This window comes from Xenorhabdus sp. SGI246 (genome assembly GCF_040838225.1).
Taxonomy (GTDB): Bacteria; Pseudomonadota; Gammaproteobacteria; order Enterobacterales; family Enterobacteriaceae; genus Xenorhabdus; species Xenorhabdus indica.
Map to the genome: position 1 here is coordinate 29,757 of NZ_JBFPEZ010000049.1, position 21,677 is coordinate 51,433.

Below are 21,677 nucleotides of genomic sequence, written 5' to 3' on the forward strand. Positions count from 1 at the left end.
TACCGATATTAAACAGAAAATTAGACTGTTTTTACCTGAATTGGTTCACCTGCCAGGCGTTTTTTCAACGTCCGCTTTGTTCTATCAATGACATCACCAGCAAGCTGTCCACAGGCAGCATCAATATCGTCTCCCCTTGTTTTACGCACAATAGTGGTAAAACCATACCCCATCAAGACCTTCGCAAAACGGTCAATTCGACTGTTGGAACTACGTCCATAAGGCGCACCAGGAAATGGGTTCCATGGAATTAAATTGATCTTGCTTGGAGTATCTTTCAGGCATTCTGCCAATTGGTGTGCTTGTTCCACACTGTCATTAACATGGTCAAGCATCACATATTCCACTGTCACCCGGCCCTGGTTAGCATTGGATTTCGTCAAATAACGACGGACACCTGCCAGAAACTCTTCAATATTGTACTTGCGGTTAATTGGGACAATTTCGTCACGAATATCGTCAGTCGGTGCATGGAGAGAAATTGCCAATGCAACATCAATCATATCGCCCAATTTGTCCAATGCAGGTACTACACCTGATGTTGATAGAGTTACACGACGTTTTGACAGACCAAAACCAAAATCATCCATCATGATTTCCATAGCTGGCACAACGTTGTTTAAGTTGAGCAGCGGTTCTCCCATCCCCATCATAACCACATTGGTGATTGGACGGCGGCCACTGGATTTCAGCGAACCAATAATTTTAGCAGCCCGCCAAACTTGACCAATGATTTCAGAAACCCGCAGATTGCGGTTAAATCCCTGCTGCGCAGTGGAGCAAAATTTACATTCTAAAGCACACCCTACCTGAGATGAGACACACAGTGTTGCGCGATCATCTTCTGGGATATAAACCGTTTCAACCTGTTGGCCACCAACAGTAATCGCCCATTTGATAGTACCATCCGAAGAGCGCTGTTCTTCTGCAACTTCAGGTGCTCTGATTTCAGCAACTTGTTGAAGTTTTGCTCTGAGCACTTTGTTGATGTCTGTCATTTGCTCAAAATCGTCATAACAATAGTGGTAAATCCATTTCATGACCTGATCGGCACGAAAAGGTTTTTCCCCCATTTCAATAAAAAACTGACGCATCTGTTTACGATTGAGATCGAGCAGATTAATTTTACCGGTTTTCTTATCTGGTGTGAAAGATTCAGCGGAAGTTGAAGATTGTACGGTTGCGTTAAGTTGGGACATTGTTACATCGCCTCGTTATTACACTTTCGGCTCTGTGCTGATTCTATTTCAGCACTAAGTTTTCATGCGGTGACTGCCAATTCAATAGACACTGCTTTAAAGAATATACTCCAGTAATATATTCAAAAAGATGTACTTAGCGTAAATTGATATATGAGATATACCTTTCATATATAGGTATAAAATAGTAAACGCCCCGCTAAATCACATCAGCGGGGCGCCGTATTGTACAAACTTTATTGTACAGATGCTACGAGTAACTGAAAGTATCCCTTTTCAAGCTGTATTTAGGATTGGCAGCATTCATTGCCCCTCTCCAGTAACTTGATATCTATTGGGTAAATTCAATGGTATCAGTAGCGAGGGAAAACTTCATCATCACTGAAGAAATAAGCAATTTCACGATTTGCAGATTCCATAGAATCTGAACCGTGAACAGCATTTTCAGTAAAGCTATCTGCATAATCTGCACGCAGAGTCCCCGCCAGGGCATTGTCCGGGTTAGTTGCCCCCATCAGGTCGCGGTGACGCTGAACTGCATTTTCACCTTCCAAAACCTGCACCATGATTGGGCCAGATGTCATGAACTCTACCAAGCCGTCAAAGAAAGGGCGGCCTTTGTGCTCAGCATAAAAACCTTCTGCTTGTTCACGTGTTAAATGCAACATTTTAGCTGCGATGATTTTAAAACCAGCACTTTCAAAACGGGCATAGATGGAACCGATAACATCTTTCTTCACAGCATTAGGCTTAATAATGGAAAAAGTACGTTCAATCGTCATTGGATAACCTCTTTGGCACTTTCAGCGATGACTCATTTTAATTCCCTCTGACAAGGCAGAAGGAGAGAATTTATCCTGTTTTCCTGACAGGGATAAAAATAGGCGTTGATTATAGGAGGAGACTTTCTGCTTGCCTATAAGAAACACAACATTTTATTAAAATCTTCTTAGCGAAAATTATAATTTTTTAGCACAAATCACATTTTCACTGTATAACTCAGATTAAGACAATGTAAGATAAACCTGTTTTCAGTACTAACCCAGAATTTTGTATATCCGATTCTTCCATTAATTTACACTATCTTACCCGTACATCTTATAAAATAATGCCTATATAGGCGATAAGTTCCCACACAGGCATTCTGATCAAGATCATTGAATTAACGTTTTATGTCACGTTTTTATACTGCTCAATTTTATGCTACATCAATCACAAAACGGTATCTTTCACGCATTGAATAAAAGGTTTGAGTTGCTCTTGTCTTTTCTCATCCAATGGCTTCTTAGTTTCATCAGAAACTTCAAATTTCCCTTTAAATCGTTCATTACTGTCTTTCGTTGTCTTATCAGATGTAACAATAATGCTAAAGGTATATTTATGCCCTTCAGGCAATAAATATGTACATTTTTTCAATGCACCAGGATTCACTGATTCTTTATTTGCTATTTTATTACCAACTTCTTTGGCTGACGTATCAGCTAAAGAGATCGGAACATAAAATAACCCCAACAGTAAAATTATTTGAAAACCAAAATCACTGTTAACTTCATGTTTATAGTAGAATATTTATTCAATGTCACAAACCATTACTCAATTACTGCAACACAAAATTGATTACACTGATTTGTCCGCTCAAATCTAAAACACTAAGTTGGTATTTCCCCGGATGAGATAAGACGTTAACCCATTGCTGGTTATTTTCAGTGATGGCAACTTGCTCACCATTCAAAAACCACCATTGTTGCCCACTACCACCTTGTGTTGCTATTCGCAAATCCAGCGTCTTTTTCCCCGGAATACGTTTTAGAATATCGCCTTCACGGATACCCACAATCAGCAATGGTGCTTCATCTATTATTTTCATCGGAGGACATTGAGGATTAATTGCTGGCAATCGATTTAAACGCCGCTCTTTTTCTGGTAACCATGCTTCCAATGCAATCGGCCACAAGGCTATTGCTTCAGGTCTGGCATCAGGGCAATCAGAAGCAACACGTAGACCATTTTTATCTATCCATATCCGTTCATTGATACCTGAAATTGATTCCTGCTCCGCCGCCAGCAATGTTGGTGGGATCGTATTATCCAAAACCCAACTTAAATGGCGCTGACGACAATTATTATCCTCTCTCTTAAGTACAGTACCACCTGGCCAACAGATAACTGCCTGGCTGACACTTTCTGGCCTCGGATCAACAGGAATATACTGAGAACCATAATGCAAATTTCTCATGAGTAATCCATTAATCTGGTTCATGATAGGTATCGCTGTAGCATAGCCAAATTGCCCTACCACTGGCGTTCCATCCGGCCTTCCTACCCAAACACCTATGGTATAACGAGCATTCAGGCCAATAGCCCACGCATCGCGATAACCATAACTGGTGCCTGTTTTCCATGCTAATGGTACTTCAGCAGGCAACACACTATCCGGCAATGGGCGACTCTCCCCCGCCATAATCCTTCTGACAATCCAGGCGGCACCTGCCGTAACTAGCTGTCTGTCGTGGATTTTCTGCTGTGGGGTAAAGCGCAACGAAGAGACTTTCCCCTGACGGGCAAAAGCACTATAAACAGAAACCAATTGATCCATACGAACTGATGTTCCACCGAGTATCAGTGCCAGATTCGGTTCACTGCCCAATGGAAAGCGCAATACCATCCCTACATTGCGCAAATTAGCAGTGAACCTTTTAGCACCATACGCTTCAAGAAGCTGTACCGCAGGTAAATTTAATGAACGTACCAGTGCTTCGCTGGCACTCACCGGCCCATTAAACCCACTATCGAAGTTTCCCGGCCGATAATCATCAAAACGACGGGGAACATCTTGCAAAAGAGATTCAGCGTGAATTAATCCATCATCCAGCGCCATTGCATACAAAAAAGGCTTTAGTGTAGACCCCGGAGAACGCCATGCACTGACCATATCGACATGGCCGAAACGACTGTTATCCTGAAAATCTACCGAACCAATGTAAGCCTTAACTGTCATATCCGTATGATCAACCACCAGTACACCAACAGACGTTTTTTCCGCCAGTTGATACTTCCAGTTGAGCACCAAATCTTCCAATTGACGCTGCAACCCTGTGTCGATGGTAGTTTGTATCACTTCCTGTTGAGTTTCCTGTACCATTCTCCTTGCCAGCAATGGAGCAAGCTGAGGAACCTGACGGGGAGCAAGCCATAGATTTTCCCCTGCTATATCTGCTACTTTTTCTGCTGACCAAACGCCATATCGTTTCAATCTCTGCAAAACCTTATCACGGGCAGCCTGAGCCCGTTTCGGATAGCGATCCGGCCTTAAACGACTTGGTGCTTGTGGCAATACCGCCAGTAATGCCGCTTCACCAGATGAAAGATTTGATGGCGGCTTTCCCAGATATGCCCAACTTGCTGCTCCAACGCCTTGCAATGTGCCACCAAATGGTGCCCGGTTTAAATACATCTGCAAAATTTCATCTTTGGAATAATGCCACTCTAATTGCAAGGTGCGCCAAATCTGTTTCAATTTTCCTGCAACAGTACGTGGATGGGGATCTATCAAACGAGCAACCTGCATGGAGATAGTACTGCCTCCTGATACAATCTTTTCGGCACGTATATCCTGCCAGGCTGCCCGTAATAATGAGATGGGATTAATTCCGGGATGCTTGTAAAACCAACGATCTTCATAGGCTAGCAGAGCCTGAATATATTCAGGAGAAACTTGCGACAAGGTAACGGGATAACGCCAGACTCCTTCATTATCAGCAAAACGCCATAGTGGTGAACCATCTGCTCCAATGACAATGCGCGCCATTTTGACGTTTTTTAATGGCAGAGGCCAAATTTTATCAGCCAGCCATAGAGAGGGAAGCAGAATCAGTAAAATTATCAGAGGGATCAGATAAATACGACGAAAGAATCTCATCATTAAAGTTGTATCCATAAAATTCAGCCCTTATGTCCTTCCTCTTTCGAGCTGCTTCTTTGTTGGCTGCAAAGCAACTGAAATTTATTGGGTATGTACCCGATGGATTTCATCGGAGATAAGGGCTGATTTGTGATTAACGCACAACCTCCAACCTTTCCTCTGTTTCACCTACTGCTCGCCAAACCGGCACATACATAGATTCAACTTGTGGTGCTGGCACCTGATAAACCCCCGGTGCAACTGCGCGGACTAAATAGAGCAAGGTGACTGGTCGATAAGGCTCAACGGAAATAGCAGCAACAAAGCGATCATCGCGGTATTCGATATGGCGAATATTCGCCGTCTGCATATCGTTAATACCCTTTTGCAAAGCAGTAGTGCTTTCACTCAGACTCGCACTGCTATGCGCCAGATTTTGATTCTCAATTTCCAACCCGGCAGGCAATAAATCGACGACCAGCGCATCCGATACAGGTTCTGTCGCACTGATTTCTAATTTCACGACCATCATTTCACCGCTTTTCAGGCGATCCGGGTAATAATTTTCACCATTCAAATCAAGATAGGTACGCTTGATATTCAGAATATTTGAATAAGGTTTTGGTGCATGCAATGGATAACCCACCACATTCAGACGTGAGTACAATGTACTCTCACCACGGTTACTGATTTCAATACCTTTCAGGATCTGTTTCGCTGTCAATGTTTCATTTAATGCGCTATCACGGTTAATCGGTGGTATTTGCTGACTAATGACCGCCTTCCAGGGCGGCTCGCTGGCATCAATAAAATAGCGCCCGGCCAGATAGATGGCATTACTTTCCTGTGTAGAGAAGTAACGATGTGCCGATAACTCATTAGATAAACTGAATAGTTTTTCATCACGCTCATTTAACATTATCTTATTTTCAGTCAATAGAGCAATAATCAAGGCATTGTCACGAATTGTACTACCATAATCATGCAACCTATAACCGGATTGACGGGATTTATTCACACCAGAACGAATCGCTTCATTACCACGGGTGTCATCCCCCATCATTTTCAGCGCGATCCCCAATTGTACCAAGGACAAACCGTTACCAGCCCGTCCTCGTTGTTCATAGAGTTGTCTTAAACCACTTAATGGCACTTTTTGCTGGCTTGCCAAGACCAACCCCGCATATGCCTGTACAGAAAATTGTGTTTCACTGTGTGAACTGCTGTAACTATCGTTAATAATATTTTTATCCTGCAAGTAACGCAGAAGCCGATTATTGGCAGCCTTCAGGGCATCAGCCGGGATACTGTAACCTTGCTGATTGGCACGGAATAAGAAATCTGCCGCATACGCCGTCAGCCAGAACTTTTCCTCACCATTACGATCCCATAACGAGAAGCTGCCATCATGACGCTGCATACTCAGCAAATGAGTAATACCAGCATCAATGGCTGCTCGCCGTTTTTCGTCACTTTGTGTACTGATATCCAATTTTTTCAGTTCAGCTTCATTGGAGTAGAGTGATGGGTAAAGCCCACTAATCGTCTGCTCCAAACATCCATATGGGTAAGCATATAATTCGCGAATATAACGTGCGATTTGTAATGGTGGCCTGCTGGTCAGTAGGAGTTGCCCCTCCAGTGTTTCCGGTATCAAATCAGTAATAGCGACTTGTGGTAACTGCCACTCTTCGCCTTGTCGGATAACATCACCAAACTGTATGGTTGCAGCAGGATATGCCGGGCGAACCGCAATTTTCCAGCTACTTGTATACTGTTGCAGTTTTTCGTTGGGTACATTCAATCCATCAATTGTCAGGAAAATTTCCCCCTGCCCAAACCCATGATCCGCTTTGACCGGAATTTGAATAGTAGTTCGTTTTCCTGTTTCCAAAATAATTCTTCTACTTACTGGATCTTCTAACTTTATCAATCCGGTTGTAGTGAAATTGAGTGTCAGTACTTGCGGTTGTTCAGTTAAATTGGTGAGATCTAATGCCAACTGAGATTGATCGCCGCCTGCCATGAAACGAGGTAATGACATCTGGCTAACAACCGGAGCAGCAACTGTCATTTTACGCTCACTGTATCCGAATTCGTTATCACTCCATGCTTGTGCCATCAAGCGGAGTTCACCATTAAAATCAGGAATAGGTAAGGTAATTTCACCTTCTCCATTAGCATTCAAGCTAATTGGTTTAGCTTGCACAGCAATAATATTGACTTCTGTCAATGGTTTTTTGCCTCCCCTTTCGAGAGCATTTTCATCACCATCGCCACCAAAGCGTAAGTTTGCTTTACGTCCTTCAGTTTCAATTAAATGTCCATAAACATCATATTGATCAACGCTATAACGTTTACGCCCGAAGAATGCCTCATAAGGATCTGGAGTCTTAAAGTTAGTAATACTGAGTACACCTGAATCAGCAGCAGAAAGCAGAACATAAACTTGCTTTGGCAATTCCTTACTTACTGGCTGATCTTTACCCTTCTGAAGGGTTGCCTTGATTTTGATTTTAACATCCTGATTCGGGCGTATTTTATCTGGTGCACTCAGTGTCAGATTCAGCTTACGCCCTTCGTCCATCAACGGCAGATGCAATACACCAATTGCCCGTTTCGATGTTGCCTGACGATTTTTATCTTCCGGCCGTATAACAACCGCAGTCAGATACAAATCATGTCGAGCCCACAATGAATTAATGGGTACATCAATATCCAGACCTTTTGCCGGAACATCAATTTCCTGCCACCACAACGGGCCATCACTGGATTCCAGCAGTAAATAACCTTTACCTGCCTGTGGTGCAAGCATATGCAATTTTACTTTATCGCCTGGTTTATACGCGGGTTTATCCAATGAGAGCTTGACTTGATCCGGGCGGATTGCACCTGTTCCATCTGTATTATCCTGCCATGAATAACCTGCCCAGAAGTTCAGGCTGGTTACAAGCTGATTTTTCTGATCCACTATTTCAATGCGGTAAGAACCCCATTCAACCGGGAAACTGATTTTTGCTGTACCATTTTCCGCAAGTTGGACAGGTTCATCTGCCATCACCAAATCTTTCTGGTCATATCCTGAATCCCAACCATTACTGTCTGACCAACGCCAGTAATTATCCCTGCGTTCATATATCAGGCGAGCTCTCAAATCATTTGTGGCATATTTCTTACCATCAGCATCCGCATAAACGATGTCAAACTCTGCCAGCGAGTTTTCATCAACGTTATAGCGATTTTCATCACGACCTGTACGATAATTATAAATAGATTTTTTATTGAAGAGCGGACGTATGCCAACCAGCTTGTCAGCAGGCCAAACAGCTTGCTCAGCACGACGTGTCACCGGACGCCCACCAGATTCTAGCAAACTGGCCTGTACGATAACTTTTACCGGCGATGTTACATATTTCCAATTCTCATCACTGACAGGAATGACTGTTTTTCCTTCACTATTTAACGTCAAGTCGAACTCATCCAGAGTTCTGCTCAACCCCTCTTCTTTCGAGGAGCCAAACTCATATCCTGATAATTTCGCCACCGCATCACGAGCTGGGCGCATAAACAATTGGCCTTGCAGCCGGTTCTCAACTGCTGGCGCTCCATATAGGTAACGACCAGTTACGGCAAAATTAACACTTTTATTTTTCAATACTGGTCTATTTCCATTATTTCCCTCAATTTCCAATGCCATACGTTCAGGCATAAAGTCTTCTACATTAAATTTGTAATAACGCGGAGTGTTGTCACCTAAATCAAAACGCAATGACCACATGCCTGTTTCTGCGGTTTGTGGGATTGGGTAACGATATTGATAGAGTCCATTTTCAGGTTGCCAGACAAAACTGCGCACGACCTGATTATCCGCTTTCAATACATCAACTTTTACAGGTTGGGGCTTCAACGAACGGCCATCAGCATCACGCAGCAAGCCATTCACAATCAGCGTTTCTCCAGGACGATAAAGATCCCTTGGGCCAAACACAAAAAACTGCTTGCTATACCCTTGTGTGCCGCCAATATCAAACTCAGATAGATCCAACGCAGGATATGACAAATCGATCATACTGGTTTGATCGCCCTGGATAGCCAACAATAATTTTGCCTTGGCATTTTTTTCCAGCGTAGCGTGACCATTATTATCTGTCGTGTTTTTTGATAGAAGCTGTCCCTTGTCATCCAGCAAACGAATTTCAACACCTTTCAGGCTGGAACCTTGTTCCAATGATTGTGCAAAAACATCTATCCGATTTAGATAGCTGTGCATTGAGACACCAATATCACTCAGCGTAAATAACATACTAGGATTACTATAGGTATATTTTCCGGCCTGCTGCATGACAGCCAGATAAACGCCACTTTTTTGCAACACCTTAATATCATTCAGTGGCAATAATAGTTTTTCACGAGTATTAGGTGCCGGATTCAGGTCAAAACGCCCGGTATAAACTAAGTCAGCACGCTTTAGGAAATTGTCAGAATCCCAATACTCCATACTGTTGCGGTATTGCCAATCGGCGATGAATTCAGGTAATGATGTCTCTTTGATGCGGAAAAAATTGACATCAACCTGATCAACATTAAGTGCCAAAACAGGTAAACCTTCTGCGGTCTTACTCGGTAGAAGCACCCCTTTGCTGGCAAAACCAACGGTAGGTTTAATGGGAGCAGTCTGGAATTTTTTCTCATAGGAACTTACCAATTGACGCCCATTAATGCCTTTTAAACCTTCATCAACCGATAACTGTAACTCACGATCAGGCGGTAAATGACGGAGCCTTAACTCCATCTGGTTATCAGACAGTTCCCAGGCACCATCCAATTTTCCGGATTTCACATCAACCAGATGAACTTTCTGAGAAAAATTCTGGTCAATCTGCAAAGGAACAGAAAACGTCACGACCATTGCACTGGCACCATCCAACTGCAACTCTGACGCATCTAAGATAGTGACATCTTTACCCGCATAACGCTCTTGTGGTAGTTGAGGTACAGATGATTGAAATTCTCGTTTTGCAGTATCAGTTGTTCTTTGTGCTGTTGAAATTGTCGGTTTTTCTGATTTTCCCGTATTTTCATTATCCTGGGATTGATCACATCCAGATAGGGTACATAGCGCAAAAAATGCAAACAACGTAGCAACCATTAATGTGATGAAGCGCTTTCTCCTTGCTGCCCATTGCCTCAGTTGATATTGACGCATAACCTGTAATCCTTATCGTTTGCCGGCTGGTTTGGAATAGTATTTTTATAGATATTTATCCGATTTAGAAATCTGTGATTTTAGATTTTCGAGGCTTTCCGCAATATTTTTGGCTTATTGCAGGAAAATGACAAAAAGAAGCCGGACAAAACTCATCATCACACGATCCCTGAGTGGGTACAGAACTTAACCTTAACCGTTATTTACTGATTCAATACAGGAATGGTATCCCTCAGCCAACTGCCTAACTTCCGTTGATAAAAAGGCTGAGTATGCTGGATCAGATAATGGCTAATTCCACTATTTTTTTCATCCAGCAAACAAAAATCCACCGATTCCTCTTCACTCAAATATTCACAAGCTATTCCACCAGCAGCCTGAATAAGCGTATTAATGTCATTATCTGTAGATGCTCCACTCAGTTCTAACCCGATAAGCAGGTTAGGTTTTTCATCCTGTTTTTTATCGTGCACCATAACCAGAAATGCCCGTCGTACTGGCTTATATTGCTTAAATAAATGACTCAAGGCTTCAATAAGCGGAATGGGCTGTTCTTCTGGTTGGCTGAGAGTAATACGACTTCCACTCGGAACCTCAATTTCAGTGGCAACAACCCCGTTTGACAAGCTCATGAAAATCTCCGAACACATATTTGTACTGAAGTTAACAAATTGAAGTTAACGACCATCGAAAGGCTCCTCAATCATAGCCTCCCCATAAAAGGGAGGCCAGATAAGAAAGGCGATGTTAAAATGAGTTTGATATCATAACATTTTGTGCATAAAAATCATGGCATTACCTGACGGTTTACAGCTACCTCGCCAAAGACACTGTATCCTTATTTTGCTTTTGTCAGCAATAAGTTGGCGATGGTGCGCACACCACACCCTGTCGCACCGGCCGACCACTGTTCAACCGCAGATTTACGGTAAGCCGCTGAACAATCGATATGTACCCAGCCTTTTTTGTAATTTTCTACAAAGTGAGACAGAAAAGCAGCCGCAGTACTTGCTCCTGCTGAATGAGAAGACGCAGCAATGTTATTCAAATCAGCAAAATTGGATGGTAATTGACCACGATGGAATTCGGCTAATGGCAAACGCCAGAATAGTTCATGTTCTGCGTCCGCTGCTGCTAATAAATCCGCCACTAGTTGGTCATCAAAACTGAGGACAGAATGGTAATCATTACCTACTGCCATTTTTGCCGCACCAGTCAATGTCGCCGCGTCAATGATAAGAGGCGCATTTGCCGCACTGGCATCAATCAGGCCATCAGCCAGTACCAGACGCCCTTCGGCATCAGTGTTCATGACTTCAACACTTTTGCCATTACGATAGCGAATAATGTCACCCAATTTGAACGCACTGCCGCTGACCAGGTTATCAGCAATGCACAGGAATAGTTTTACACGCTGTTTCAGGCCACGACCAATCGCCAATGCCAATGCTCCTGACAAGAGAGCTGAACCGCCCATATCAGATTTCATGGAATCCATAGAGTTGGAAGGTTTCAGGCTATATCCCCCTGAATCGAAGGTGATACCTTTACCGACTAAGCAAGCGAATATAGGTTCGTTTTTATCTGTCGATGGATTGAAATCCAATTCCAGAAAAACAGGAACACGGGAGGAACCACGACCGACAGTATGTACACCCACATAGCCCTGCTCACGTAAGGCATCGCCTTTTATAATGCGGTAACTGATTGCAGTTCCTGCTACACCGTTAAATAAATCAATGACACGCTGAGCAAGCTGCTCCGGCCCCAATTCTTCTGCTGGAATATTGGTAGTATCACGCACCCAGTCGATAAATTTGATCCTGTGCTCCAGCTCTTGTTTTTCTACTGCACTCAGTTGTGGCCATTCAATAGTACGCAACCCTTTTGGTGCCCGGAATCCCAACCAGAATGTCCAGCTTTTTTCCAGATCCCAACCATCACCCGCCAAAGCAACGTTGGAGATACCTTGTCCATTAATTTTTCGTCCGGCGCGTTGGATAGCCGCCAATTTACTACTCAAATCCGACTGGCTGTCTGATAAATGAATTGTAATTCCCTGATCATTCGAACTGATTAGCGCTTTTTCACCCCAGCATGCTTTAGCTGGCTCATAAGACAGAGTTATCGGCATGATTTGCGCCGGTATAGCGTGCTTTGTCATTTTCTTCTCTCTTCTTATTTTATTTTCACTGTTTTTACAGCAAGGACCATGATGAATACAAAAAAACTGGCAGTTGCCAGTTTTTCATTAAATGCAGACTATGCCAAGTGATTGAACAAGAATTGGTGAGTTTGCACTTTTTTCGCACTATTTTTTTGTGTGGCTTTGTTGTTTAGGTAACTTTGTTATTTGGGTAACTGATTTGCGTTACTCAAATTCATCTAACCAAACCAGCAAAATGGCTTCTAATATTTTTTCGTTGGATTTTTCCGGATCATCATCAAAACCATCCAGCTCGCAAACCCATTGATGCATATCGGTAAAACGCACTGTCTTAGGATCTAAATCCGGGAACTTATCGTATAGTGCTTCGCCAATATCACGGCTGTCAGACCATTTCATTTTCTTTGCTCCTATTTAGTTCTTAGATCAGTGCTCACGTGCATGGTTAATCGTGTATTTAGGAATTTCAACAACCAAATCCTCATCAGTAACTTTGGCCTGGCATCCTAACCGACTTTCAGGCTCCAGCCCCCATGCTTTGTCCAGCATGTCATCTTCCATTTCAGAGCTTTCTTCCAATGAGTCAAACCCTTCCCTGACAATGCAGTGACAAGTCGTACATGCGCAGGATTTTTCACAAGCATGTTCTATTTCAATGCCATTACGCAGTGCAACGTCCAGAATCGATTCGCCTTCCTTAGCTTCCAATACTGCGCCTTCAGGGCAAAGTTCGTTATGAGGTAAAAATACAATTTTAGGCATAATTAAATCTCATCCACAGAATGGCCCGCCAAAGCCCGGCGGATTGATGTGTCCATGCGACGCGCGGCAAATTCCTGCGTTTTTTTGTCCAATTGTTTAATTGCACTTTCAATCGCATCAGGAGACGTTCCCTGAGCACTTTCAATTAATACTTGTACGGCAGCATCAATTGCCGCATGTTCTTCCTGGCTGAGTAAATCAGCATCTTTTTCCAGTGCACTGGTTAAACTTTCCAACACACGTGCTGCTTCTACTTTTTGTTCAGCCAGCTTACGCGCCTGAATATCTTCCTGCGCATTGGTCATTGAATCTTTGATCATCCGGGCAATTTCTTCATCGGATAAACCATAAGAAGGTTTCACCTGAATGGAAGCCTCAACACCCGTCGATTTTTCCAGAGCACTGACACTTAACAAACCATCAGCATCAACCTGAAAAGTAACACGAATATGAGCACCACCAGCCGGCAGTGGAGGAATCCCACGCAGTGTGAAACGTGCCAGTGAACGGCAATCTGCCACCAGCTCGCGTTCACCCTGAACAACATGGATGCTCATTGCACTCTGCCCGTCTTTAAAAGTCGTAAACTCTTGTGCTCTGGCAACAGGAATAGTGGTATTGCGAGGGATCACTTTTTCCACCAGCCCCCCCATGGTTTCAAGGCCCAGTGACAGTGGAATAACGTCCAATAGCAACATTTCGCTATCAGGTTTATTACCGACCAAAATATCAGCCTGAATTGCCGCACCAACCGCGACAACTTTATCCGGATCGATAGAGGTTAATGGTTCACGATCAAAAAACTCCCCAACCATGCTACGTACGCGCGGTATTCTCGTCGAACCACCTACCATCACAACCTGTAATATTTCATCGGCAGTGACACCCGCATCTTTCAACGCCCGACGGCAAGCCATTAAGGTGCGTTTAATCAGTGGCGTGATCAATTCATTTAATTCATCACGGGTAATACTGCCTTGCCAGTCAGCAATGTTGATCGTCACTGAATCTGTATCACTCAAGGCAATTTTGGTTTGTGTCGCAATATCCAGCAATTGACGTTGTAAGCCGTGGCTATTATCAATGATACCTGCCCGCTCACGGATCCAGTCTGCCAGCAGGTGGTCAAAATCATCTCCACCAAGCGCGGTATCTCCGCCTGTTGCCAACACTTCAAAGACGCCGCGACTTAAACGCAGGATAGAAACATCAAATGTTCCACCACCCAAGTCATAAACTGCAATAACCCCTTCCTGACCCGAATCAAGCCCATAGGCAATAGCCGCTGCGGTTGGTTCATTTAAGAGACGAAGGACATGTAAGCCCGCTAAACGTGCGGCATCTTTCGTTCCCTGACGTTGAGCATCATCAAAATAAGCAGGAACAGTGATAACAACACCATCAAGTTTACCATTCAAGGTTTCTTCTGCCCGTTGAGCCAACGATTTCAATATTTCAGAAGAAACCTGAATAGGATCGACCAGACCTGACACAGTCTCAATTAACGGTAACCCATTTTCACTAGCCTGAAACTGGTAAGGGAGATTCGGATAACGTTGTTGAATATCAGCCAGAGAACGCCCCATCATACGTTTGACGGAACTTATAGTGTTAACAGGATCAGAAGCCGCCTGTTGGCGTGCCTGCCAACCAACTTGAATTTCATCTTTGCGGTATTGTACAACAGAAGGAAGCAAATGACGGTTTTCACTATCTGCTAAGGTCTCAGACTGACCACTGCGGACCGTTGCAACCAGGGAGTGTGTTGTGCCAAGATCAATCCCCGCAGCCAGACGACGCTGGTGTGGTGCGGCAGATAAACCAGGTTCACCGATTTGTAATAAAGCCATGTGTGCCTCTATAAAAACTCTTTATACCCGTCTTTCAAGTTGCAGCTTTGTTGGCTGCATCCTGAAATCCATAGGGTATAGCTAAATCAGCAAGCGTTATTCACCAAAAAGCAATTCGGCTAAAAATCATCCAACAATCGTTCTTCCAATTGTTCGACCTGCTGCTGCAATTTATCTAAAAAGCGTAACTTACGGACAGTATCGGCTGCGATTGACCATTGTTCGGTCTCCAGTTGCTGTTCCATCTGCTCACTACGAGTTTTAATCATTTTATTCAGGCGAGATGAAAAACCTGCTAATGCAACATCAGGCTCCGCACTACGTTCAATAGTATCAAGCTCTTCACGCAACTCTAATTGCTGCATCAGGAAAGCAGTATCCTGCATCGTGTGTTGTTCATTGGATAAATCAAACCCTTGCTGAGACAGCATATATTCTGCACGTTTCAGGGGATGTTTCAGAGTCTGATAACCATTATTGATGGTTGCAGCTTGTTGAAGTGCCAACATTTTCTCGCGCTCTGGATGATTGGCAAAACGATCAGGATGAAACTGACGCTGCAACTCCTGATAGCGGGTCGCCAATTGTTGGCGGTCTATCGCGTAACGCGCAGGCAACCCGAATAAAGTAAAGTAGTCCATAAGTTACTCTTGGTTTCGCAAAGTACGGGGGTTAAACGTTAAAACTTTCCCCACAACCGCATTCGCTGGAAACATTGGGGTTGTTGAATTTAAAGCCTTCGTTCAGGCCTTCTTTGACAAAATCCAACTCGGTACCATCAAGATAAACAATGCTTTTACCATCAACGATAACTTTCACGCCCTTGTCTTCAAAAACCTGATCTTCATCATTAATTGCATCAGCAAATTCAAGTATATATGCCATACCAGAGCAGCCGGAAGTTCTCACTCCCAGACGCAACCCAACACCTTTCCCACGATTATCAAGAAAAGCTAAAACACGCTGGGCTGCACTTTCTGTCAAAGAAATTGACATACAACACCTCACTTTTAACACTATGATCTTTGAAGCTATGATCTAGGAAATTATCACTTTCAAAACCAGTAAAGGTGGATATTGAAGCAATATCCACCAAATTATTTTCTTCTAGCCAAAAGAATTACTTAGCCTGGCGTTTGCTCTTGTAATCCGCAATTGCAGCTTTGATCGCATCTTCTGCCAGAATAGAACAGTGAATTTTCACTGGTGGCAGCTCTAGCTCATCAGCAATCTCCGTATTTTTGATTGCTTCTGCCTGCTCCAGTGATTTACCTTTCATCCACTCTGTTACGAGAGAACTGGAGGCAATCGCAGAACCACAGCCATAAGTTTTAAAACGTGCGTCTTCGATGATACCGTCATCGTTGACCTTGATTTGCAGCCGCATGACATCACCACAAGCGGGTGCACCAACCATGCCACTACCTACGGAAGGGTCTTCACTGTCAAATGATCCAACATTACGTGGATTCTCATAGTGATCAATTACTTTATTGCTGTAAGCCATATCGTTACTCCTGAAACCGCCTGATTAATGATGAGACCATTCGATGGTGTTAAGATCCACCCCCTGTTTGAACATTTCCCACAATGGAGAAAGTTCACGCAGGCGACCAATCGAGTTGTGAATCAACTTGATTGCATAGTCTATTTCTTCTTCTGTAGTAAAACGCCCTAAAGAGAAACGAATAGAACTGTGTGCCAGCTCATCATTCATGCCCAGTGCGCGCAGAACATAAGAAGGCTCCAGACTCGCAGAAGTACACGCTGAGCCAGAAGAAACGGCCAGATCTTTCAGCGACATCATCAATGATTCACCTTCAACATAGTTGAAGCTGACATTCAGAATGTGTGGTGCACCCAGTTCCAAATCACCATTCAGGTAAACTTCTTCAATATCTTTAATGCCATTCCATAAACGCAGGCGCAAACCACGCAAACGCTCTGACTCAGCTTTCAATTCTTCTTTTGCAATACGGTAAGCTTCACCCATTCCCACGATCTGGTGAACAGGCAATGTACCGGAACGCATACCACGCTCATGGCCACCACCATGTTGCTGTGCTTCAATGCGGACACGAGGTTTACGGCGAACATACAGAGCACCAATACCCATCGGGCCATATAATTTATGAGCAGAGAAAGACATCAGATCAACTTTCAGTTTGCTGAGATCGATAGGCAATTTTCCAACACTTTGCGTTGCGTCAACATGGAAAATAATACCGCGACTACGACACATTTCACCGATGGTTACGATGTCCTGAACAATACCAATTTCGTTGTTGACGTGCATGATAGAAACTAAAATCGTATCGTCACGCATTGTAGCTTCCAGCTCTTTCATATCGATCATGCCATTGCTCATCGGTGAAAGGTAAGTCACCTCAAAACCTTCGCGTTCCAACTGACGGCAAGTATCCAAAACAGCTTTGTGTTCAGTTTTGCTGGTAATAATGTGCTTGCCTTTTTTCTGATAGAATTTTACTGCACCTTTAATACCAAGGTTATCTGATTCTGTTGCACCCGAAGTAAATACAATTTCACGCGGATCAGCACCAATCAAATCAGCAATTTGATTACGCGCAATATCAACCGCTTCTTCAGCTTGCCAACCAAAACGGTGTGAACGAGAAGCAGGGTTACCGAAAACCCCGTCCATAGTCAGATAGTTCATCATCTTTTCAGCAACACGCGGATCAACTGGGGTTGTTGCTGAATAGTCCAAATAAATGGGTAATTTCATTGCTCACATGCTCCGTAAGACTCTTTTAATACTTCTGTTTGCCGCTTTTTAAGCCCGCAGGTTAACGTCAATCATCTCTTGAACTCTGCCATTAGCCGTACGGCGTTTATCGCTGTCTTGACGATCAGCAACATCTAATACTTCTTGATTATTCACTAATTCTTCTAAGCTGATGCTGTTCAGGAAACTCGTGATGCGATCACTGAGATCACGCCAAAGCGCATGGGTCAGACAGCGATCACCGCCCTGACAGCCTTCCCTGCCCTGACAACGAGTTGCATCAACGGATTCATCAACAGCAGAAATCACTTCGGCAACGAAAATATTACCGGCATCTCTGCCCAATAAATAACCGCCGCCTGGACCACGGACGCTAGAAACCAAACCATTCTTACGTAGGCGAGAAAACAACTGCTCAAGATAGGAAAGGGAAATTCCCTGACGCTCAGAAATATCAGCTAATGGCACTGGCCCTTCTTGTGAATGCAATGCCACATCTAACATGGCAGTTACCGCATAACGTCCTTTTGATGTCAGTCTCATAACAAAAACTCCATGGTGAAATATGGGTGAAATTGTGACATTCCTGAGTATTTTAGTCAACTATTTAACCTAGTAATTTACTCAACTATTATTTGGTTGTCTTTCATTCTGTTACCACCCATAACCTCTACCATAGAGACTATTTTCTGCCAGATTTTGGTGATTCCCTAGCCCATTTTTCCATAGAAGTTAAAATACCCCGCAGGATATTCAGTTCCTGAACTTCCGGACGTGCGCGGGTATAAAGGCGTCTTAATTTGTTCATTATCTGCCCAGGATGCGCTTTACGAATAAAACCAGAATGACTTAACACCTGTTCAAGATGCTGATAAAAACGTTCCATATCTTCAGCTAGTGGGTATTCAGCTTCATGATCGGCAGCATCCGCTTTTTGCGATTTTTCCTCAGTAGCAAGGTGTGCCATACGAATCTCATAGCTGACCAATTGAACAGCCATGGCCAAATTCAACGAACCATATTCTGGATTGGTCGGAATATAGAGATGATAGTTACACTTCTGGAGTTCTTCGTTAGTCAGCCCCACACGCTCACGGCCGAACACAATAGCTACTGGTGAATTTTGGGCTGTTTTGACACAGCATTCACCACATTCACGTGGTTCAACCATTGGCCAGGAAAGTGTTCGGGAACGAGCACTGGTTCCAATAACCAATTCGCACCCAGCCAATGCTTCATCCAGAGAATCCACGATAGTGGCATTACCAATAACATCACTGGCACCGGCTGAAAGTGCAATGGCATGAGAATCAGGTTGGACGAGCGGATTGACCAAATAAAGGTTGGTCAATCCCATTGTTTTCATAGCCCTGGCAGTTGAACCCATATTGCCCGTGTGGGAGGTTTCTACCAGAATAATGCGGATGTTCTCTAACATGACGGCTTTTAATTTCAGTATAAGAGCCGAATATCTTAACACAGCATTAGTCATTTTGACGAACTACTGCTATAATGCGCGCCAATTTGTTTCCCGTTCTTTAAAATCCTGGTGGAAGATACCCCATGCATCCGATGCTAAATATCGCTATACGCGCTGCGCGTAAAGCCGGCAATTACATTGCCAAAAGTTATGAAACTCCTGATGCTATCGAAGCAAGCCAAAAAGGCAGTAATGACTTCGTCACTAATGTTGATCGTGAAGCAGAAAAGCTGATCATTGATATTATCCGTAAATCTTATCCTAAGCACACTATCATCACTGAAGAAACAGGTGAGCATTTAGGTGAAGAAGACGATTTCCAATGGGTGATCGATCCACTGGATGGCACTACTAACTTTATTAAACGTCTCCCTCATTTTGCTGTTTCTATCGCTGTGCGCATCAAAGGCCGCACCGAAGTGGCTGTTGTTTACGACCCAATGCGTAATGAACTGTTTACCGCAACCCGTGGTCAAGGTGCTCAATTGAATGGTTACCGTTTGCGCGGTACTAATGCGCGTGATCTGGATGGCACAATCATTGCTACTGGTTTCCCTTTCAAAGCTAAACAACACGCTATCCCTTACATGAATGTATTGGGTAAATTATTTGAGCGCTGTGCAGATTTTCGTCGTACTGGCTCTGCGGCTCTGGATATGGCTTATGTTGCCGCCGGACGTGTTGACGGTTTCTTCGAAATCGGCCTGAAACCATGGGATTTCATGGGGGGTGAACTGCTAGTACGTGAATCTGGCTGTATTGTTACTGACTTCGTTGGTGGTCACAACTATATCAGTTCCGGTAACATCGTTGCAGGCAGCCCACGTATTGTTAAAGACATGCTATCTGAGATGCGCGAAGAATTAACTGAAGCACTGAAACGTTAATTATAAAACAACTATTTGAGCAATGTTATTTTCAGGGCACCAAATTTATTGGTGCCCTTTTTATTTACGATTTTATTGATAATGGATGTGTTTCTCAATAAACATATTTCACAACGCATGTATTTCACAACGAATGTATTTGGGCTTCTACTTTAGGCCGTAAGAAAATTGCAGGTAATGCAACCAGTGCCATTACCCAATAGATACCGCTTCCCATATGCTCATACAAAAAACCACCTATTGCGCTCATAACTGCAATACCACCGCCCATCGCTAACGCAGAATAAACCGACTGTAAGCGGATAACTTCATTTTCTTTTCTGGCACCAATAAAGCGCATGGCAGCTAAGTGACAGACTGTAAAAGTTCCACAATGTAGGATCTGAATAATAATCAGAACTGGCAACTCAGTGAATGTTCCCATTAACCCCCAACGCATAATCCCACAAATGGCAGAGAGCAATAGAAGACTACGGGCACTCCAGTGTCGAAATAGTTGTTTACTAAAAGTGAAAACAACAACTTCTGCGACAACGCCCAATGACCAGAGATAACCGATAGTTGATGCAGAATAGCCAGCCTTTTCCCAATAAATAGAACCAAAGCTGTAGTAACCCGCGTGAGCAGCTTGTAACAACGTCACACATAATAAAAATTGCCATACCGATTTTTCGGATAATAATTTCTTGAATGATACTGTGTTGGTATTTTCTACCTTAATCTTGCCCTCCGGCATAATAGAAGGTTTTAGCATCATTCCGAGCAACATAATGGCAACACTGAAAATCAGGGAAATAAGGATGATATTGTGATGACCAAATAAATTGACACCAATCCAATTATTGATCTTTTCAAAGGAAATGCTGAAATCTGATCCTAAATCGATGCCATTGGCTGACATCAATATCCCCGCTAAAGAAGAGCTGATAATAAAGGCAATCGATCCCCACACACGTACCTTGCCATAATCAAAAGTAAACTGTTTTTGCCAGGTTCCCGCTAAAGCATCTGATAAAGGAACCAGAGGTGAAAAAAACAGATTAAAACCTATCATGACAAGGGCAACCCATACCCAATGGCTACTAAAAGAAAAGCTAACAGCAAAGACCAAAGCCAATAAGGAGAGTAATCTTAATGCGTTAATTAATTTAGAAGGATCTTTAACAGTAGGAGAAATAAATAAACTACCGAGGAAACGAGAAACTAACCCGATAGCTAACAGTACACCGATCATAGAAGGAGTAATACCTTCTCCCTGTAACCAAACTGACCAGAAAGGTAAAAATATTCCAAAAGCAAAAAAATAAGTGAAATAACCTAACCCTAGCCAAAATGTTGATGGAACAACCATCCAAATGCCCCCATTTTTTAATGCAAAAAACCCGCTCAAAACTAATGTTATGAGTCGGGCTTGATACCTGATATACCTTTCATCTTTCAAGCTACCACTTTATCGGCTGCAACTTGAAATCTATTTGG

At 43.3% G+C, this 21,677-nt stretch carries 18 protein-coding genes; 1 reads left to right on the top strand and 17 read right to left on the bottom strand.

Going from position 1 to position 21,677, the window contains the following annotated elements:
• Positions 1-20: 20 nt before the first annotated feature.
• From ABLA85_RS12450 to trmJ, 16 genes are all read right to left on the bottom strand, one after another.
• Positions 21-1,199 (bottom strand): bifunctional tRNA (adenosine(37)-C2)-methyltransferase TrmG/ribosomal RNA large subunit methyltransferase RlmN, encoded by a 1,179-nt coding sequence (locus ABLA85_RS12450; RefSeq protein ID WP_367964557.1) that lies wholly within the window; start codon positions 1,197-1,199, stop codon positions 21-23.
• Between the two features lie 353 nt (positions 1,200-1,552).
• Positions 1,553-1,981, bottom strand: a complete 429-nt coding sequence (gene ndk / locus ABLA85_RS12455) for a nucleoside-diphosphate kinase (RefSeq protein WP_047683070.1) — start codon at positions 1,979-1,981, stop codon at positions 1,553-1,555.
• Positions 1,982-2,411: 430 nt separating this feature from the next.
• Positions 2,412-2,711, bottom strand: coding sequence for a hypothetical protein (locus ABLA85_RS12460; protein ID WP_367964559.1), 300 nt, complete (start codon positions 2,709-2,711; stop codon positions 2,412-2,414).
• Positions 2,712-2,796: 85 nt separating this feature from the next.
• A complete protein-coding gene (gene pbpC, locus ABLA85_RS12465; RefSeq protein WP_367964561.1) occupies positions 2,797-5,136 on the bottom strand; it encodes a peptidoglycan glycosyltransferase PbpC in 2,340 nt (779 codons plus the stop codon).
• A 118-nt stretch (positions 5,137-5,254) separates the two neighbouring features.
• Complete coding sequence (locus ABLA85_RS12470; RefSeq protein WP_367964562.1) at positions 5,255-10,306, bottom strand: alpha-2-macroglobulin; 5,052 nt, start codon at positions 10,304-10,306, stop codon at positions 5,255-5,257.
• Positions 10,307-10,509: 203 nt separating this feature from the next.
• The gene (locus tag ABLA85_RS12475; protein WP_367964564.1) at positions 10,510-10,938 is read right to left on the bottom strand and encodes an enhanced serine sensitivity protein SseB C-terminal domain-containing protein; all 429 of its coding nucleotides are present in this window, start codon (positions 10,936-10,938) and stop codon (positions 10,510-10,512) included.
• A 206-nt stretch (positions 10,939-11,144) separates the two neighbouring features.
• A complete protein-coding gene (pepB, locus tag ABLA85_RS12480) occupies positions 11,145-12,455 on the bottom strand; it encodes an aminopeptidase PepB (RefSeq protein ID WP_367964651.1) in 1,311 nt (436 codons plus the stop codon).
• 222 nt (positions 12,456-12,677) lie between these two features.
• Positions 12,678-12,872, bottom strand: coding sequence for a Fe-S cluster assembly protein IscX (iscX, locus tag ABLA85_RS12485; RefSeq protein WP_038267874.1), 195 nt, complete (start codon positions 12,870-12,872; stop codon positions 12,678-12,680).
• Between the two features lie 27 nt (positions 12,873-12,899).
• A complete protein-coding gene (fdx, locus tag ABLA85_RS12490; RefSeq protein WP_367964566.1) occupies positions 12,900-13,235 on the bottom strand; it encodes an ISC system 2Fe-2S type ferredoxin in 336 nt (111 codons plus the stop codon).
• 2 nt (positions 13,236-13,237) lie between these two features.
• A complete protein-coding gene (gene hscA, locus ABLA85_RS12495; RefSeq protein WP_367964568.1) occupies positions 13,238-15,085 on the bottom strand; it encodes a Fe-S protein assembly chaperone HscA in 1,848 nt (615 codons plus the stop codon).
• 119 nt (positions 15,086-15,204) lie between these two features.
• The gene (gene hscB, locus ABLA85_RS12500; protein ID WP_367964570.1) at positions 15,205-15,726 is read right to left on the bottom strand and encodes a co-chaperone HscB; all 522 of its coding nucleotides are present in this window, start codon (positions 15,724-15,726) and stop codon (positions 15,205-15,207) included.
• 31 nt (positions 15,727-15,757) lie between these two features.
• Positions 15,758-16,081 (bottom strand): iron-sulfur cluster assembly protein IscA, encoded by a 324-nt coding sequence (gene iscA, locus ABLA85_RS12505; RefSeq protein ID WP_367964572.1) that lies wholly within the window; start codon positions 16,079-16,081, stop codon positions 15,758-15,760.
• A gap of 124 nt (positions 16,082-16,205) precedes the next feature.
• Complete coding sequence (gene iscU / locus ABLA85_RS12510) at positions 16,206-16,592, bottom strand: Fe-S cluster assembly scaffold IscU (RefSeq protein WP_367964574.1); 387 nt, start codon at positions 16,590-16,592, stop codon at positions 16,206-16,208.
• A 24-nt stretch (positions 16,593-16,616) separates the two neighbouring features.
• A complete protein-coding gene (locus tag ABLA85_RS12515; RefSeq protein WP_367964576.1) occupies positions 16,617-17,831 on the bottom strand; it encodes an IscS subfamily cysteine desulfurase in 1,215 nt (404 codons plus the stop codon).
• A gap of 48 nt (positions 17,832-17,879) precedes the next feature.
• Positions 17,880-18,374, bottom strand: coding sequence for a Fe-S cluster assembly transcriptional regulator IscR (gene iscR / locus ABLA85_RS12520; protein ID WP_367964578.1), 495 nt, complete (start codon positions 18,372-18,374; stop codon positions 17,880-17,882).
• 139 nt (positions 18,375-18,513) lie between these two features.
• Positions 18,514-19,269: a tRNA (cytosine(32)/uridine(32)-2'-O)-methyltransferase TrmJ gene (trmJ, locus tag ABLA85_RS12525; RefSeq protein WP_367964580.1), complete on the bottom strand. Its 756-nt coding sequence runs from the start codon at positions 19,267-19,269 to the stop codon at positions 18,514-18,516.
• A 125-nt stretch (positions 19,270-19,394) separates the two neighbouring features.
• Here trmJ and suhB point away from each other — a divergent pair, with 125 nt between their 5' ends.
• A complete protein-coding gene (gene suhB, locus ABLA85_RS12530; RefSeq protein WP_367964582.1) occupies positions 19,395-20,198 on the top strand; it encodes an inositol-1-monophosphatase in 804 nt (267 codons plus the stop codon).
• A 124-nt stretch (positions 20,199-20,322) separates the two neighbouring features.
• Here suhB and ABLA85_RS12535 read toward each other — a convergent pair whose 3' ends face one another.
• Complete coding sequence (locus tag ABLA85_RS12535; RefSeq protein ID WP_367964583.1) at positions 20,323-21,549, bottom strand: 3-phenylpropionate MFS transporter; 1,227 nt, start codon at positions 21,547-21,549, stop codon at positions 20,323-20,325.
• Positions 21,550-21,677 lie beyond the last annotated feature (128 nt).

What these genes read in the sequence shown, in the direction of transcription:
- ABLA85_RS12450 (WP_367964557.1), bottom strand. Translation starts at nt 1,199, where the DNA reads ATGTCCCAACTTAACGCAACCGTACAATCTTCAACTTCCGCTGAATCT.
- ndk (WP_047683070.1), bottom strand. Translation starts at nt 1,981, where the DNA reads ATGACGATTGAACGTACTTTTTCCATTATTAAGCCTAATGCTGTGAAG.
- pbpC (WP_367964561.1), bottom strand. Translation starts at nt 5,136, where the DNA reads ATGGATACAACTTTAATGATGAGATTCTTTCGTCGTATTTATCTGATC.
- ABLA85_RS12470 (WP_367964562.1), bottom strand. Translation starts at nt 10,306, where the DNA reads ATGCGTCAATATCAACTGAGGCAATGGGCAGCAAGGAGAAAGCGCTTC.
- ABLA85_RS12475 (WP_367964564.1), bottom strand. Translation starts at nt 10,938, where the DNA reads ATGAGCTTGTCAAACGGGGTTGTTGCCACTGAAATTGAGGTTCCGAGT.
- iscX (WP_038267874.1), bottom strand. Translation starts at nt 12,872, where the DNA reads ATGAAATGGTCTGACAGCCGTGATATTGGCGAAGCACTATACGATAAG.
- fdx (WP_367964566.1), bottom strand. Translation starts at nt 13,235, where the DNA reads ATGCCTAAAATTGTATTTTTACCTCATAACGAACTTTGCCCTGAAGGC.
- hscA (WP_367964568.1), bottom strand. Translation starts at nt 15,085, where the DNA reads ATGGCTTTATTACAAATCGGTGAACCTGGTTTATCTGCCGCACCACAC.
- hscB (WP_367964570.1), bottom strand. Translation starts at nt 15,726, where the DNA reads ATGGACTACTTTACTTTATTCGGGTTGCCTGCGCGTTACGCGATAGAC.
- iscA (WP_367964572.1), bottom strand. Translation starts at nt 16,081, where the DNA reads ATGTCAATTTCTTTGACAGAAAGTGCAGCCCAGCGTGTTTTAGCTTTT.
- iscU (WP_367964574.1), bottom strand. Translation starts at nt 16,592, where the DNA reads ATGGCTTACAGCAATAAAGTAATTGATCACTATGAGAATCCACGTAAT.
- ABLA85_RS12515 (WP_367964576.1), bottom strand. Translation starts at nt 17,831, where the DNA reads ATGAAATTACCCATTTATTTGGACTATTCAGCAACAACCCCAGTTGAT.
- iscR (WP_367964578.1), bottom strand. Translation starts at nt 18,374, where the DNA reads ATGAGACTGACATCAAAAGGACGTTATGCGGTAACTGCCATGTTAGAT.
- trmJ (WP_367964580.1), bottom strand. Translation starts at nt 19,269, where the DNA reads ATGTTAGAGAACATCCGCATTATTCTGGTAGAAACCTCCCACACGGGC.
- suhB (WP_367964582.1), top strand. Translation starts at nt 19,395, where the DNA reads ATGCATCCGATGCTAAATATCGCTATACGCGCTGCGCGTAAAGCCGGC.
- ABLA85_RS12535 (WP_367964583.1), bottom strand. Translation starts at nt 21,549, where the DNA reads ATGGTTGTTCCATCAACATTTTGGCTAGGGTTAGGTTATTTCACTTAT.